General features: G+C 43.1%; 13 protein-coding genes and 1 riboswitch. Of the genes, 8 read left to right on the top strand and 5 right to left on the bottom strand.

Annotated elements, in window-relative coordinates; all coding sequences use genetic code 11:
* From OCU46_RS05905 to OCU46_RS05940, 8 genes are all read left to right on the top strand, one after another.
* Nucleotides 1-555 (top strand): DUF2301 domain-containing membrane protein, encoded by a 555-nt coding sequence (locus tag OCU46_RS05905; RefSeq protein WP_167495348.1) that lies wholly within the window; start codon nt 1-3, stop codon nt 553-555.
* A gap of 254 nt (nt 556-809) precedes the next feature.
* The gene (locus OCU46_RS05910) at nt 810-2,432 is read left to right on the top strand and encodes a tetrathionate reductase family octaheme c-type cytochrome (protein ID WP_141270007.1); all 1,623 of its coding nucleotides are present in this window, start codon (nt 810-812) and stop codon (nt 2,430-2,432) included.
* A 2-nt stretch (nt 2,433-2,434) separates the two neighbouring features.
* A complete protein-coding gene (locus tag OCU46_RS05915; protein ID WP_141270009.1) occupies nt 2,435-3,019 on the top strand; it encodes a cytochrome b/b6 domain-containing protein in 585 nt (194 codons plus the stop codon).
* 38 nt (nt 3,020-3,057) lie between these two features.
* Nucleotides 3,058-3,384: a hypothetical protein gene (locus tag OCU46_RS05920; RefSeq protein ID WP_141270011.1), complete on the top strand. Its 327-nt coding sequence runs from the start codon at nt 3,058-3,060 to the stop codon at nt 3,382-3,384.
* A gap of 19 nt (nt 3,385-3,403) precedes the next feature.
* The gene (locus OCU46_RS05925; protein WP_141270013.1) at nt 3,404-4,711 is read left to right on the top strand and encodes a rhodanese-like domain-containing protein; all 1,308 of its coding nucleotides are present in this window, start codon (nt 3,404-3,406) and stop codon (nt 4,709-4,711) included.
* Between the two features lie 585 nt (nt 4,712-5,296).
* Entirely contained in the window at nt 5,297-5,707 is a 411-nt protein-coding gene (locus OCU46_RS05930; protein ID WP_141270015.1) for a VF530 family protein, read from the top strand.
* 242 nt (nt 5,708-5,949) lie between these two features.
* Nucleotides 5,950-6,127: riboswitch (Lysine riboswitch) on the top strand.
* Between the two features lie 112 nt (nt 6,128-6,239).
* Nucleotides 6,240-7,739 carry a Na+/H+ antiporter NhaC family protein gene (locus OCU46_RS05935; protein WP_141270017.1) on the top strand — a complete coding sequence of 500 codons (1,500 nt, stop codon included), beginning with the start codon at nt 6,240-6,242 and terminating at the stop codon, nt 7,737-7,739.
* Between the two features lie 16 nt (nt 7,740-7,755).
* The gene (locus tag OCU46_RS05940; protein ID WP_141270019.1) at nt 7,756-8,829 is read left to right on the top strand and encodes a saccharopine dehydrogenase; all 1,074 of its coding nucleotides are present in this window, start codon (nt 7,756-7,758) and stop codon (nt 8,827-8,829) included.
* A gap of 142 nt (nt 8,830-8,971) precedes the next feature.
* Here OCU46_RS05940 and arfB read toward each other — a convergent pair whose 3' ends face one another.
* From arfB to OCU46_RS05965, 5 genes are read right to left on the bottom strand one after another with little or no spacing between them, the layout of a single operon-like run.
* Complete coding sequence (arfB, locus tag OCU46_RS05945) at nt 8,972-9,382, bottom strand: alternative ribosome rescue aminoacyl-tRNA hydrolase ArfB (RefSeq protein WP_141270021.1); 411 nt, start codon at nt 9,380-9,382, stop codon at nt 8,972-8,974.
* A complete protein-coding gene (locus OCU46_RS05950; RefSeq protein WP_141270023.1) occupies nt 9,383-9,718 on the bottom strand; it encodes a hypothetical protein in 336 nt (111 codons plus the stop codon).
* Between the two features lie 4 nt (nt 9,719-9,722).
* A complete protein-coding gene (locus OCU46_RS05955) occupies nt 9,723-10,646 on the bottom strand; it encodes a phosphoadenosine phosphosulfate reductase domain-containing protein (protein ID WP_141270025.1) in 924 nt (307 codons plus the stop codon).
* A gap of 16 nt (nt 10,647-10,662) precedes the next feature.
* Nucleotides 10,663-14,007: a hypothetical protein gene (locus OCU46_RS05960; RefSeq protein WP_141270027.1), complete on the bottom strand. Its 3,345-nt coding sequence runs from the start codon at nt 14,005-14,007 to the stop codon at nt 10,663-10,665.
* A gap of 2 nt (nt 14,008-14,009) precedes the next feature.
* Nucleotides 14,010-14,975, bottom strand: coding sequence for a DUF4007 family protein (locus OCU46_RS05965; protein ID WP_208733521.1), 966 nt, complete (start codon nt 14,973-14,975; stop codon nt 14,010-14,012).
* Between the last annotated feature and the right edge of the window lie 82 nt (nt 14,976-15,057).

The raw sequence follows: 15,057 nt of genomic DNA on the forward strand, positions 1-15,057 counted from the left end.
ATGGCGAATCCTGAACATAAAGAACAACTAGATGGGTTAGATAAGATCAGCGTAGTGTCCTATAGATTGGGCATTACGCTGTTTGCTTTGTCATTGCTTTCTTTGTTTAGTGCCGAGTTGTTGTGTGTGCTTGAACTAGAAACGGCTCCAGTGCTCAGGGAATGGAGTATCAACTTTATTGCTGTTTCAGCTGCGCTAAGTGCCGCCAATATTCATGTTTATGATAAGAAAGTTCGCGCCATCATTGCATGGTCGAGTTGGATAGGATTGGCTTTGTTTATCGTTCTGCCTAGCAAAGAGTGGCTGTATATTGGCTTTATCTTCATTACCTTTTCCGGAATCGCGTTAAAAGAGTCCTACTGTTTTAAAGTGAAGGGGCTCAATCTCGTGCCTCTATTATTAATCCTATCGGTATTGGTACTTTGGATGAAAGAGCCCACGATACTAGCAGCATTAGTCGGTCTTAGCGGTCTAATTTATACGGTTCTCGCCATAGAGAAATGGAAGATGCCACTGCATTTTGATATTGGCAACAAAGCTAATTATGAGATTTGAGACCTCAGTATTGCACAATTATTCCCCTAGTTGATGCAGATCAACTAACTGTTCATAAACCCACCAATGTGAGTACGTACATAAGTATCCAGTATTATATTTATTACATTAGCATTAGTTAATTTAGTGTTTGGTGTAGCAAGTAAGTAGAGCTTATTCATACTCAATTTAACCTCTTCTAGCCGATAAAAAATAAAGTAATGAAGCAGGGAACAATTGCTTGTGAAGCTAGCTTACAAAGGGTGTTGTGGCTTATGAACAAGTTATGGTTTTTACTTCTTATCGTATTCTCTCTTCCTTGCTTAGGTGCATCTTCTGAAGAGCTGCAACCATTACCCAAAACAAATCTAGCCCCCACCAGTACTGCTGATCATTCAACCTTTGAAAGCCTTCATCAAGAATTCGACTACGCGCCGGATGTCACTGAAGCCTGCTTAGAATGTCATACCGAAGCCTCAAAACAGATGCAGGAAACCTTCCACTGGAATTGGGCTAAAGAAGTAGATGGCATTATGGTAGGGAAGGCAAAGAATGCATTTAACAACTACTGCGTTTCCGCCCGAGGAAACCAAAGCTGCACCCAATGCCACACGGGTTACGGCTGGCGCAACGATGACTTTGAACTTGATGCCCCCGAGAATGTGGATTGTTTGGTGTGCCATGACACAACCGGCACTTACAAGAAATCGGCTGCCTCATCGGGACACCCTTACTACGAAGATCAAATGCTTGGTGGAAAACTGCAAAAAGCGGTCGACTTAGCTTTTGTCGCTCAAAACGTGGGTAAGCCAGATCGTGATAATTGCCTTGCATGCCATGCTGTGGGAGGCGGAGGTAACGGCGTAAAACATGGTGATACGGATCTTTCGTTGATTGATCCTAGCTTTGGGCTGGATGTGCATATGAGTAGCGAAAAGCTAGACTTCGCCTGTCAAGACTGTCACACCACCAACGATCATAAGATTTCCGGCCGCTATAATGATCGCAAAGCCTTCATAGACCATGAGCTAAACATGGGGCGTGAAGACCGCATGGGCAACAATGTCTCTTGTGAAAGCTGCCATAGTGGCACTCCTCATGATAACCGTGAAATAGACAATCATACGGCGAAAGTCGCTTGTACCTCATGTCATATCCCTGAAATGGCCCGTGGGCCTTATCTCACTAAACTGTCGTGGGACTGGTCGACAGCCGGAAACCTAAAAGACGGTAAACCTTATGTGATTGATGCTGAGTTTGACGGTGTCGAACATCACGCTTATATGAGCAAAAAAGGCACCTTTACTTGGGGTAAGAACGTGGTGCCTGAATACCGCTGGTATAAAGGTGAGCTAGAACAAATGACATTCCAAGACACTTTTGAACCCTCTATGGCACCTATCGATATTAACCCGCCAACCGGTGATTACAACGACCCTGATGCGCGTATCTGGCCTTTCAAAATCCATCAAGGCAAACAGCCCTTTGATACTCAGAACAACAAGATGCTGCCAATTAAACTCTACGGCCGAAAAGGCTCTGGAGCCTTTTGGACAGAATTTGATTGGGACAAAGCCTTGGTCGCGGGAGCTAAGTTAAACGAGGTGGATTTCAGCGGAGATTACGGTTTTATCGAGACCTTAGGTTATTGGCCAATTAAACATATGGTCGCACCTGCGCAGCAGTCTGTTCGCTGCTCTGAATGTCACAGCACTGATAGCCGCTTAAATGGATTGAACGACTTCTATTTAGTAGGTCGCGATAGAAACGCGTTCGTAGAGTGGTTTGGCGCTATTGCTATTTGGGGCGGTCTTGCGGGAGTGGGTTTACATCTATTAGTTCGATTAATCAGCATACGTCGACGCAAATCGCTGGCTGAAAAAGAGTTCGGAGAATAATTATGAGTAATTCCTTAGTCATTTTTAAACGGTTCGAGCGGTTTTGGCACTGGGCACAGGCGGTGCTAGTTCTCACACTCATCGTCTCAGGTTTAGAGCTGCACGGTTTGGTCTCTGTTTTTGGGTGGGGCAACGCGTCTGAATATCATCATTGGACTGGGTTTATTTGGGGTGCACTGGTTGTACTCATTTTTACGTGGATTTTTACCACAGGAGAGTGGCGCCAGTTTATGCCAGAGCACAAAGGCATTGAAGGCGTAATACGTTTCTATCTATTTGGAATATTTAAAGGACAAAAGCATCCGCATCATATGGCACCTAATGATAAGTTTAATCCCCTGCAACGGGTGGCGTATTTGTTGGTGCTTTTTGTCCTCGTCCCTTTGCAGATCTTAACGGGCATTATTTTCTTCTTCTATCCAGAGCTAAGAGCCGCTGGAATATTAAATAGCACTGAGCTCGTTGCGATTGTACATACGTTTTGTGCCTACAGCGTGATGGCATTTCTTATTGTGCACCTTTACTTGATCACCTTGGGTGAGAAATTGACCAGTCACCTAAAAGCGATGATTACGGGCAAAGAGTAAGCCAGAGAATACAGACAGATAGATACGAGGTAATGACGATGAAAAAGCTCATATTAGGTTTGATGATAGGCTTGCTCTCTTGCAGCGTGCAGGCAGATGCAGCAAAAGGGCAGGAGGCGTATTTGGAATATCTTCGCCCCTTGTTTGGCTACAACGGACAGGATTTTGCGAGTCAGCATTTGAAAGTGGAGTGGAAGCGCTACTTTAAAAAAGATGCGGCTAGGTTTATCAAAAAGTACAGCGGTAAACACCCAGATGCTGCTGAGTTTTTGAATAGTGCTAAGTTCCAAGAGATAGCGCCAGACGTAGCAGACTTTGCCATGAAATACGCAGCAGACAGCGGTGAGTTAGCTGCCTGCGACTAAAGCAAAAGAGGGATTTATTATGTTAACCACTCATCGAATTATTGCCTCGCTGCTATTAGCAATACCTTTAGTGGCAACGCCAATAACAGCAAGCGCGGCAGAAGTAACCGGTAAAATTCAATCCATTATTCACTCATCGAAGGTGATTCAATACCTAAATCCTAAAACTAAGGAAGTGCAGGTTTTGAAATATACCGACGACACCAAACTATTGGAGGCGAGCTCTTTTGAAGACTTAACGGTCAACACAAAATTTAAAGCGGTAGTTAATAAGGACAATGTCGCCACTCAAATTAAACGAGTACTAGTAAAACTGCCCCCTGAAAAAGTCATCGATACAGATACCTTGGCGGACTTAATGGACGAAGGAAAACCTGTGTTTATTGGTGATGCACGTCCTTTGTCTGTCTATAATGCAGGCCACCTTCCAACCGCAAAAGCCACCCCATCTAATCAATTGAAAGATAATTTAGATTGGCTACCCAATGATAAAGATATGTTGTTAGTGTTTTACTGTGGCGGAGTGACTTGCCCACTAAGCCCAGCTGCATTGAAGATTGCAAATGCCGCAGGATACACCAATGTGAAAGCTTACGTTGACGGCTTCCCTGCATGGAAGGCAGACGTTTATCCAGCGCACGTAAATCCTGAGTGGATGGAGAAAAACTTAGATATTCACCATGTGATCTTAGATGTGCGAGAAAACCCAACCTCAAGCGTCAAAGGCGCCGTACATGTACCAGTAAGTCAATTAGTGACAATGCACGACCAATGGAATGCTGAAAAATTTGCAGTAGGAAAGCGCATGGTTATGGGGCTTAGAGATAAAAAAGCGCCAGTGATCATCGTGGCTAATATGGATGATAGCGATGAAGCCATAGAAGCGTTTGAAATACTCACGTTCTGGAAATACAAAAATGCAGTTATCTTGAAAGGTGGTATGCAAGAGTGGACTTTAGCGAAGCACCCAGTCCAAGACGACGGTTTTCCAACTGAATTAGTTTACGAGAAAAAAATGGCGCCTGGAGCGGTGGAAGAATCTGTCTTTGTTACTGCAGCAAAACAAGGCAACGCCACCATCATAGACGTACGTAATCCCGATGAAGTTGCCACCGGGCATATTAAAGGCTCCATCAATATCCCACTGTCTGAGCTCGACAAGCAACTAGCGAAAGTGCCTAAAGACGGTTTAGTCATTCTGCACTGCGAAGCAGGAGCAAGAGCAGCGCTTGGGTATACGCTACTCAGCAAAAAAGGCTACACCAATGTGAAGTACTTGAACGATTCATTTAAGGGAGTTGTGGCTGATAACGATATTGAGTTGTAGTGAGCACTCGTATTGTCATCCGGAATGACGCGCGGGTGTTTAGTTACTCACGTACATTAGTTCTTTTGAACCGTCATCCCGGAAAGCGCTAGCTTATCTGGATTGCCAGCCCAGCGGGATCTTGGTGAGCACAATGCCTGCTTTACCCACACAAGGGTAGCTATGAGGTACCCAAGATTCGGGATAACCCTACCGGGTTTCCGGAATGACGGCTATGGGGGCAGGGTCTAGCTGTAATAATCCACGTATACCGTCATCCCGGAAAGCGACAGCTTATCCGGGATCTTTGTGAGCACAATGTATGCTTTACCCACATAACAGTAGCTATGAGGTACCCAAGATTCCGGATAACCCTATCGGGTTTCCGGAATGACGCTGATGGGGCTAGGACTAGTCGTATTAGCCCATGTGTACCGTCATCCCAGAAAGCGATAGCTTATCTGGGATCTTAGTGCGCACAATCCGTACTTTCCCCTCACACAAACCCATCAAGCCCAGCCACACAAACATCCCGCATATTTCCCTAACAACAACCTCAACTCGTTGCTATAATCCTGCCAAACCATACAGAGTAATAAGCAGCACATGAGCATTAACAGAGAAGAACTACAAAACAATCCATTACACGGTCTTAAACTAGAAGACATGGTTAAAGAGCTGGTTGACCATTACGGTTGGGATATTCTTGATACTGCGATGCGCTTTAACTGCTTTCATACCAATCCATCTGTAGCCAGTAGTGTGAAGTATCTTCGTAAGAGTGAGTGGGCGAGAGAGAAGCTAGAGGCGTTTTACTTGTCTCGCTTCAAGCGCATGCCGCGTCCTACAGAAGAAGAGAAAGAAATGCCACCAAGAATGCGCACCTTCGCCAATGGTATTGAGCCTAGAGAGCCGATGGAACTGACGGTAGATTCTATCTTGGCATCGCAAGCTAAAGCGGCATCAGCGTTTAAAGAGAAAAAAGCGCAAGAGCGCAGAAATCGCTCTCGTAGATAAGCGACGTAACGTCTGAAAATCACGACAAAATAGCACTCATTAGGGTGCTATTTTCATATCTAGAGTTCGCTATACCAATCTTTCCATCCATAACAAGCTAGAGCAATCGTTTGCTTGTGCTGGTCAATTCATATGCGAACGCGGAATTGCAATGTGATCCGCATCACGTTTGTCGGTTGAAAATATTTGCTATCCCATAAAATATGTTTTTATTCTGCGGTCGCGAAGAATATTGTTCTTCGATGATACGTAGAGGCGCATCGCCTAAGAGTAGTTAAGTGGAGGTAGACATCCTTCGAAGCTTAATGAAAGGAGTCGATGCCGAAGCAGTATTGATCGTCAGTCGTACTGCTGGGGTTGTTCTTAATAAGAATAACACTGTCATCTCCGACTCTGTCGGGATGGGGAGCTACAACAGTCATGCGCTTGCATATTTTCTATTGCTTTAACGCCCGTCTATTGTTCAACAGTGCTCACTAATACAGCCTTCCTCTAAATCGATTATTTTTTCTTTTTTTGGAGTATTTTACGAATGGCTGATTATGGATTGTTATCCATCGTTCCCGCTATATTGGCATTGATTCTGGCGTTCACCACTCGCCATGTTGTTTTGGCCCTCGGCGTTGCCGTGATCAGTGGTATGTTGATTATCACTCAAGGAAACCCAGTAGATACGGCGTTAATGTTTCTAACGGATGGTCCCTTTACTCAACTCGCTCAAACGACCAACGCACAAATCATTATTGTTATTACCATCATCTCTGGCTTTATCTACCTTGTAGAGCAAAGCGGGGGTATGACGGCGTTTTCGACAATGGCAACTCGTTATATCTCGTCGCCTTTAAAAGCGCAGGTGGCGACGTGGGCAACCGGTATTGGCGTGTTTTTTACTGATTCTGGTAACTCACTTATCTTAGGCCCAATGTTCTCGCCAATCTTTAGCAAGCTAAAGCTAAGCCGAGAAAAGCTGGCCTTTATTATCGACTCCACCTCATCACCTGTGTGTGTGCTCATCCCTATCATTAGCTGGGGCGTGTATTCGCAAGGCTTGATTGAAAATGCCTACAGCAATATGGGCCAACAAGTGGATGGCTTCACCACCTTCTTACAAGTGATCCCGTATCAGCTTTATGCTCTGCTAGCGCTGTTCAGTGTGCCTGTATATGCAATGCTGAAAAAAGATTGGGGTCCAATGGCTGAAGCGGAAGCTAAGGCACGTTTGTCTTCTGAAGTAGAAGAGGTAAAAGTACAGGCAACAGAAGGTAAGTCAGCATCTATGACGCTGATTATTCTTCCGCTTGGCGTGCTATTTGGTTCTTTGATTGCACTGTTCACTTACAATTACCACCTGCATGGCACTATTAATGGGCCAGTGATTCGAGCAAGTCTAGGTACCAGTTACTTGATTGCTTCCATTACCGCTATTGGTTACTACGCCTACACCAAGACAATGACAGCTTCTACAGCATTCAACACCTTTGTCGCGGGTATGCAGCGTATTATGCTGATTTTGATGATCTTGCTTTTGGCTTGGACACTTGGCGATATCTGTAAAACTCTAGGTACTGGCGACTACATTAGCCAAGTGATGAATGACCGCCTTCCAGTATTCTTGTTACCTGCAATTATCTTTATTATTGGTAGCTTTATTTCAGTAGCAACGGGATCATCTTGGGGTACATTTGCTATCTTGATTCCTATTGCAGTGCCAGTTGCTTCAGCACTGGGCGCAGACCCAATCATCTGTATTGGTGCGGCGTTAAGTGGTGGTATGCTAGGTGACCATACGTCGCCGATCTCTGATACAACGATTTTGAGTTCTATGTCGACAGGCTGTGATCACGTCTCTCACGTACGCACTCAGTTCCCGTATGCAATTTTGACTGGCGTTTCGGCATCGGTTGGCTTTATGCTGGCAGAAATAACTCGTAGCCCATACACAATTCTAGCGATTGCAATTCTTCAGGTTGCACTCATAACCTTTATGGTGCGTAGACAAGGCAAAATCCAGCGCGTCGCGCCTGCGGTATAAGAAGGACTTTAAATTTATGAAAACTCTATTTTGGCTTCGCGATGAAGTAAAACCAGGAGAGCGTCGCACAGCGCTGACTCCCTCTGGCGCCAAAGCACTGATTGAAGCAGGCGCTGAGATCGTAGTTGAACACAGTGATACTCGTATCTTTCCAGACCAAGCTTACGTTGATGTGGGCTGTCAGCTCGCTGAGACTCATTCATGGGTTGATGCTCCGGAGCATGCCTACATTCTTGGCCTAAAAGAATTAGCAGAAGAAAACTTCGCGCTTAAACACAAGCACATCTACTTTGCGCATGCCTTTAAAGGGCAAGACGAAGCCGTTCAGATCCTTTCTCGTTTTAAAGAGGGCAGTGGTCAAGTGCTAGATCTTGAATTCCTTCGTGATGAGCAAGGTCGTCGTGTTTGTGCCTTTGGTTACTGGGCAGGCTATGTGGGAGCCGCAATCGGGCTGTCTGGCTATGTACACCACACACAAAGCAATGAAGCCTATCCAGCAGTTCAAAGCTACGCTGATCGCTCTGAGTACCTATCTGTATTAGCAGAGCAGTTAAAAAGCGCTAATGAAGCACCAAAGGTATTGGTTATTGGTCAGTATGGTCGCTGCGGAAAAGGCGCAATGGATCTATTTTCAGAACTTGGTATTCAAGCCCAAGGCTGGGATATTGAAGAAACCAAAGCAGGCGGCCCGTTCACCGCAATCAATGACTACGATATCTTGGTGAATTGTGCCTACCTTGCAGAAGGCACGCCTCCGTTCCTTACCAAAGAAAGCCTTGGTGACTCACCACGTTTGAGCATGATCAGCGATGTAAGTTGCGATCCAAACAACCCTGATAACCCAATCAGAATCTACAACCAGTGCACTAAGCTAACCAAGCCAATCATTGACTCTATTGTTGAAGGCGTTCGCGTTCAAGCTGTTGATCACCTGCCAACGGTATTACCAAAAGAGAGCAGTGAAGACTTTGCGGGTCAATTGCTTCCGCATCTTATCGACTTGACGAAAGATTGCGATCCACAAGGTATTTGGGGCAGGGCAGAAGACTTTTATTATTCTGCTGAGCAGTCTGTGTTGGCCGAGGCCTGAGATTGAGTTGAATTAACGCCAGCGTTAAAAATGCAATAGGGGAAGATGCATATGTGTCTTCCCTTTTTTCTATCTTAATGATTGAGGTTCATTGCTTAAAGAGTATGAGCTTCAAGCTTGTTAGCATGGTTACGTCTAGTAATTAAACTACTCGACCACGTAGTGACTTAGTCGTAGCGCGTTTCTTTTTACCTTCAAGACGCCTTGTTTTAGAGGCTCGTGTTGGCTTTGTAGGACGGCGTTTTTTCTGTACTACAGTGACACTTTTAATCAGCTCTTGCAGACGATTAAGCGCATCTTGTTTATTCAACTCTTGGGTTCTATAAGCCTGAGCCTTGATCACCACAACACCCTCAGTGGTAATGCGACTGTCCGAAAGAGCAAGCAATCGCTCTTTATACACGGCAGGTAGGCTTGAGCGATTAATATCAAAGCGCAAATGTATTGCCGAGGAAGTCTTATTGACGTTCTGACCACCCGCACCTTGAGCACGGATAGCAGTCATTTCGATTTCCCAGTCGGCTAGGGTGACGGTGTTAGAGATTTGAAGCATTTATTGCCACTCAAATATCTTGATTAGGCCATCACCGAAATAAAAGGCAATGGTGTCGCCAATGTTTAAGTTTGAACTTATTGGCAGGTGATTAACTCGAGCACGACCACTTTTAGTAACTTCAATGACGATGCTTTTTTCTTCATTGTTGATTGAAAGTGCCGACCAAGTTATTTTCTCGCCAGTTTCTAGAGTTAGATTAGGAAAAAGATCATTCCAAATATCGTGAGGCACCCCAGTTTGCTTTGCTTCAAGCAAAGATTTATCGATAACTTTAAGGCCCAAGCGTGGACTAATAACGGTCCACGAGTGAGAAGTTTTAGGAAAACTAGGCATGTATCTACTTATAGCAGGTGACACAAGCACCGCCACCCTCTACTTCATCGTAAATCTCATCCATAAACATAGTATCGATAAGCTGCTCTTCGTCTACCATCGCATGAAGGCCAAGTTTACGTTTGCGCTCACGAGACTTTTTCTTCTCAAAGCGTTTTAATGATTTCTCATGGTTAGCTTTGATTTGAGCAATACGAGCAGGATCCTCAAGCGTTGTTAATGGTTCATTTGGACCCATCCAGTAGAATGTCTCTCCATTAGCACTGGTTTCTGCACGTTTTTCATAAGCTTTAGCTTCTTCGAATGCTTCTGGATATCGTTCCATTAACCTTACCCATTCAATTTTTCGTTGGAAAAAGCAAAATGTGCAACCAGAGCGAGAACGCCACTCATAGTATTTAGGCAGGCCGATACCTGAACTTTCAAGCAGGGATATTACCCCCGCTCGTTTAATGCCATCATCTGCAAATGGCATTTTGATCTTCAAGTATTTCTGAGACTCATTGGGTGTATAACCATCGCGCCATGGTTCATCAGCTCGAATTCCCACATATGAAACCACTTCATAACCATCGTTCAAGTATGGCTTAATCCATTTTTCAAATGGCTCTAGCTTCATGCGAATAGTACACCAGCGCTGTCGCCCTGATGGTAAGAAGTTGTTATGTTCAACTAATAGTTTATCAAACACTTTCACGTCGTTATTCACGGTTCGCTCGTTGTGGTTGAGACGAAGAATTTCCTTTCCGAGAATACTTTCTAACTGTTCAATAAACTCATAAACCTCAGGAAGTTCATAACCTGTGTCAGTGAAGAAGTAATCAATATCTAACTCTGGGTATTCGCGAGCCATGTATATTGCGAGTGCTGCGCTATCTTTGCCACCAGATAAACCTAAGACATGTTTTACTTTTCTATCATTACTCATGATCGGTACCTACTTCTTAACCTTGAGCTTCTAATGCATCTTGTAATAGCTGTCTCAACACATCTATCTTTTCGAATTCACTCAATTTATCTAATTCTTTAGACAAACTTTTCTTAATCGGCGAGATGATAGCATCATCGCCAGCTTTAATCTCTTTGCTAAAGTTAACGAACTTACCGTCTTCATTTTCAAGTACAAGTGAAACACTTCTTGTGTTCAGAACCGTGTTCTCGGTCAAATCGCTATTACGTTGTGAAGAAGCTTTGTAAACGCGTAAAAAATCTTGTGAAAAATCGCTTATCTTCTGTTCAGCAGTAAGCAAATTGCTTTCGTTCCAGTTAGTCATGCCACGGCCAGCAACTACTGCGATTAATGATTCCAACCAACCAGATTCACTTTCAGAACTCCGTCCTAACTCTCTTGCAAAAGATTTGAGTCTTAAATCGCCTGATCTCTTCTCAACGGCTTGACACATCTGTAAGAGCAAGTCGCCAGCCTCGGGTATAAATTGATTCACAGTAGAGTGCATGCGACTCAACATTTTTCCATGGGCTGCACGAAGTATTGCTATGCATTGTTCAAGCCCATCAATTTTTTCAGCTTCTGTTAACTTGGAATCTGGATCTAGAACGTCATTCAGCTGTTGAATAAGCAGTGCGTGAGGATCATTCGCTTGTAAGAAAATATCACGTAAACGCAGAACCTTTTTGTTCAACATACGATCATCATCAACAAGGTTACTAGCATTTCTTACCCAATGGGGGAGAGAATGCATCGTTGTCACTAATGGAGTAGCAATTGATAACAGGTTAGTCTGAGTTGACTGACCAGTAAGAATCGATACATACATTGCAAGCTGTTGTAGCCACTGCTTATCATTTTCTTCTAACACAATAAACTTAATTGCTAGCTCTTTTGGTGCCTTTTGAAGCTTATGGACATAATCTATGTCAGGCTCTGCTAAGAACTCGAAATCGCCCGATAGAGCTTTTTCGTAATATGCAATGTCTTGGCCTAGAGTTTTTAAGTAGGCGAGCAATAGTATAGGGAAAACACCATTACTGATACCGAACGGTGGCTTAGCCCACATTTGTTCTATAGTGGCTAAGTTAATTTGCTCGCCCGCGTTTTCTTTAAGATACGCACTAGTAAATTTAAAGAGCTTTTTAAACTCAGGAGCAATGTTGTCGGTTGACCACTCCCATTCGGAGCCATTATCTATATGCAAGTTAGTGTTCTTGAGACAACTAATATACATAGACTTCTCTGGTGGAAACCCTTCGATATCTAAACTTTCTTCATCATCAAAATCTAGCATCGCTTCAAGAAGCTTCTTGCGAGCGGATACTGCTGTACCAGAAATTTTGTTCCTGTTAACCAGCTCATTTAGGATTTTCGGGCTATCGCAGTAGATATGATCGGCTAATTCACTAGCTAGTTCACTCAATGGATAAGTTCTATCGCTCGGTATCCCTCTAACTGTCCAAAAAGATGTTGTAAATCCTTCTTCAATTGAAGACCAAAGCATTTTCTGAGCATCAGATAGTCGGCTATCAAATTCTTTTTGAGCAACTTTATCGTGCTGTATAGCCGCACCGACTTCTTTATCTGCTTTAATTAGATTTAATGCATACACTTCATTTGCGTAAGCGGTAATGTCGTCTGCATTGCTTGCAACAGCGAAAGCAATATTCGGGTAGTTTTTCGACTTATCAATGAGCTCTTGTGCGTTAGCTTCTTCCATTAATAAGACAAAGTGAGCAAACTCACCTAGTTTAGTTTCGGTAAGTCTTTCCAAATCTAACATAGCAAGGTTTTGACAAAGCGTTTGCTCTACCCAACGCAAAGAGCCAGTCAAATGGTAGTGACCCTTGGCCATTGTCTGCTGTGAGTATGCAATATGTTCAATTGCCTCAGAGCTCGAACTCAATTGTTCAATCTTTTCTTCTAGAAGAGATGGAAGATCTATGTCGCTCCCTTCAAATATGACCCAAGAAGACTGGTGCTTTCTGAAGATAATCGACGATGCATCTTTTAGGATGCTTAAATGCTCTATTAGCTCCGAAGAATCCTCAATACCACTGGCTGCTTGGAGCATTGCTTCTGTTGCGTAAAGCTTTGCTGGTTTGCCGAACAAGTTTATAAGGGCTATGGATTTGAGTATATTTAGTGTGTCTTCTGGTACATCTACTTTATTAATTGCCTCTGAAGCTTCAGCCCATGCGTGACCATCAGGAGAGCTAAGGATTGCATGCTCCAAGTTAGTTTCAAGGTAGTTCCAAAGATCGTGAAGCGCATACCTTGCATCTTTATCTACGGTGTTTTGTAGAAATAGTTGGAAACTGCTAGGTTCATGAGAATTCAAGAAACCAAAAGTACTACGCTCGTTTTGACTAAAGCGACGCTTTGAGAGCGGACCCAAGATTAAGGCTACTAAAGGATGTAATGGTGCTACGTTTTTAAGACGATCATGTAACTGCGTTTTGCGTTGCTTCGTGTCTTCGAGAGCATCCAGAACCAACTGAACGTAAGCAGTCTGGTCAGTAGTTGTTTTTTTCGCAGGAACAATAGATTTAGCTATCAGTGAAACTGTTTCATCTGTAGATACGTTGTATAGAATATCGGTATAGCGTCCTTGGATCTTCGCCCACTCTTCTTGTAGCTTCGTACCGCGCTCTTTAGCGTACTCGCTGAATGATTGATGAAGTAGGCCTAAGAATAAAACAGGAGTGTCTAGCCTTCCTAAAACTTCGGCTAAGTCTTGGTATAGATGAAGCTCGCCTTTGTTCTTATTTATGAACTCGAGGGATTTACCCATCTCATCGCCTATGATTAAAACACCATCAACGATATCTTTTATTTCATTGAAGAGCCTTTCCCAATATTCTATGAGTTCTGACTCGCTTTTCGGCATAAGGTCTGAATATTGATTGAATAACAATCCAGTATTAGGGTGTTCTTTTAATGCTTCTAAAGTAGCGTTCCAAAACGTATCTATTGGTGCATTTACACCACCCACAGATCTAACTTGTAGCCAGCCTTTAACTACAGTTAAGCTACTATCTACAAGCTTCTTTGATTCATTATTTAAAACAGATCGGGCTGCATTATTAATTTCACGGTCGAAATGAAGAAGGCCGGTAAGCAATAGCGCAATTGTGGATTTACCAGAACCATAAGGACCAGTTAGCGTATAGGCACTTTGCCCAGCTTGCGCATATTGTCTAACTAATGTTTCCAAAGCATTCTGAGCTGTACCGTGATAAACAAGACCAGGGAAAAACTCTGCGCTTAGGTCACTATCAATGCGTGTAGAACGTTGATGCCTAACAGAAATAGAGTATTGATTTGCTAGTGTCATGTTTATCTCTTGTAGTAGCCAGTTAAGTAAGTTGAAGGTTCAATGGTTTGTAAATCATCGAAAGAGTGTTGAACTTGTCGTAACCCCTGAGTATCAGTCCAGGCAACTTTTCCCTCGGTAATTCTTTCGACAGAGTCCAATTTTTCGCTTAAGCCATTTGCGGTAAGCCTAAATATCCTTCCTGGAGAACCAACACTATTTAGCAAGTTATCGAATGAAAATGTGTTTTCGTTACTAATAACTTTACCCGATTTATCTATCTGTTTTTTCTGCATAAAATCAATGATGGCATAGGTGAAAATTTCATCCGGCAAGGACTTTCGATTTGAGAGCTCTGATAAATATGTCTTGCCATCAAGTTGAACTAATAATCCTAACTCAGTAAAAGGGGACGTAAAGCTATCTTCACTCAGCTTTTTATTAATCGAATATTTAGTAGAGTACGTCTGAAAAAAGCAATCAATATCTTTGCGAAGTGTCGCTTCAGTAAGCTCTTTGTCATGATTGATTAAAGACAGGTTTATGTCTCTAGCCAGTTGCTGCTTATCTAAGCGAACGCCATTGAAGTAGTTAAAAAACCATCTAGCAGTGTTTAGCTCAGCATCACTTGCAGGGATTGATTGAGTCAACCAATGCAATAACCAAATCGTTCCAATCTTATCCAAGAACTCATCCCATGCTTTTTGCTCTTCAGTGTTAACGAAAAGGTCTTTAGCTAATTTTGTAAGTTCGAAATCTAGCTGTTTATTTTGACTAGGTTGAACTAACTGAAGAGTCTTGATCCAGTGTCGAACTGACAGGACCATGTTTTTACCCATTCCCATTGAAACCATTTGTTGTTCTATAGTTTCTTTACTAGAAATTGAAACGTTAGTTTGAACTTCTTGAATTATCTTGTAAATCCATCCATAACGGACAGGGAAGGTTTGATGACCTGAAAACTTCAGACTACTAGACTCGATTGACAATTTACGTACCTTTGCTGTTTGGAGATTTTATCCACGTGCTGATTTTACGCAGTTGAGCTTAAACGTCTACTGCATTTTGCAC

It is taken from the genome of Vibrio comitans, assembly GCA_024346835.1.
Taxonomy (GTDB): Bacteria; Pseudomonadota; Gammaproteobacteria; order Enterobacterales; family Vibrionaceae; genus Vibrio; species Vibrio comitans.

Excerpts from the sequence above, each read along its gene's own strand:
- OCU46_RS05915 (WP_141270009.1), top strand. The coding sequence starts at position 2,435 with ATGAGTAATTCCTTAGTCATTTTTAAACGGTTCGAGCGGTTTTGGCAC.
- OCU46_RS05905 (WP_167495348.1), top strand. The coding sequence starts at position 1 with ATGGCGAATCCTGAACATAAAGAACAACTAGATGGGTTAGATAAGATC.
- OCU46_RS05920 (WP_141270011.1), top strand. The coding sequence starts at position 3,058 with ATGAAAAAGCTCATATTAGGTTTGATGATAGGCTTGCTCTCTTGCAGC.
- OCU46_RS05955 (WP_141270025.1), bottom strand. The coding sequence starts at position 10,646 with ATGAGTAATGATAGAAAAGTAAAACATGTCTTAGGTTTATCTGGTGGC.
- OCU46_RS05960 (WP_141270027.1), bottom strand. The coding sequence starts at position 14,007 with ATGACACTAGCAAATCAATACTCTATTTCTGTTAGGCATCAACGTTCT.
- OCU46_RS05925 (WP_141270013.1), top strand. The coding sequence starts at position 3,404 with ATGTTAACCACTCATCGAATTATTGCCTCGCTGCTATTAGCAATACCT.
- OCU46_RS05910 (WP_141270007.1), top strand. The coding sequence starts at position 810 with ATGAACAAGTTATGGTTTTTACTTCTTATCGTATTCTCTCTTCCTTGC.
- OCU46_RS05935 (WP_141270017.1), top strand. The coding sequence starts at position 6,240 with ATGGCTGATTATGGATTGTTATCCATCGTTCCCGCTATATTGGCATTG.
- arfB (WP_141270021.1), bottom strand. The coding sequence starts at position 9,382 with ATGCTTCAAATCTCTAACACCGTCACCCTAGCCGACTGGGAAATCGAA.
- OCU46_RS05940 (WP_141270019.1), top strand. The coding sequence starts at position 7,756 with ATGAAAACTCTATTTTGGCTTCGCGATGAAGTAAAACCAGGAGAGCGT.
- OCU46_RS05930 (WP_141270015.1), top strand. The coding sequence starts at position 5,297 with ATGAGCATTAACAGAGAAGAACTACAAAACAATCCATTACACGGTCTT.
- OCU46_RS05950 (WP_141270023.1), bottom strand. The coding sequence starts at position 9,718 with ATGCCTAGTTTTCCTAAAACTTCTCACTCGTGGACCGTTATTAGTCCA.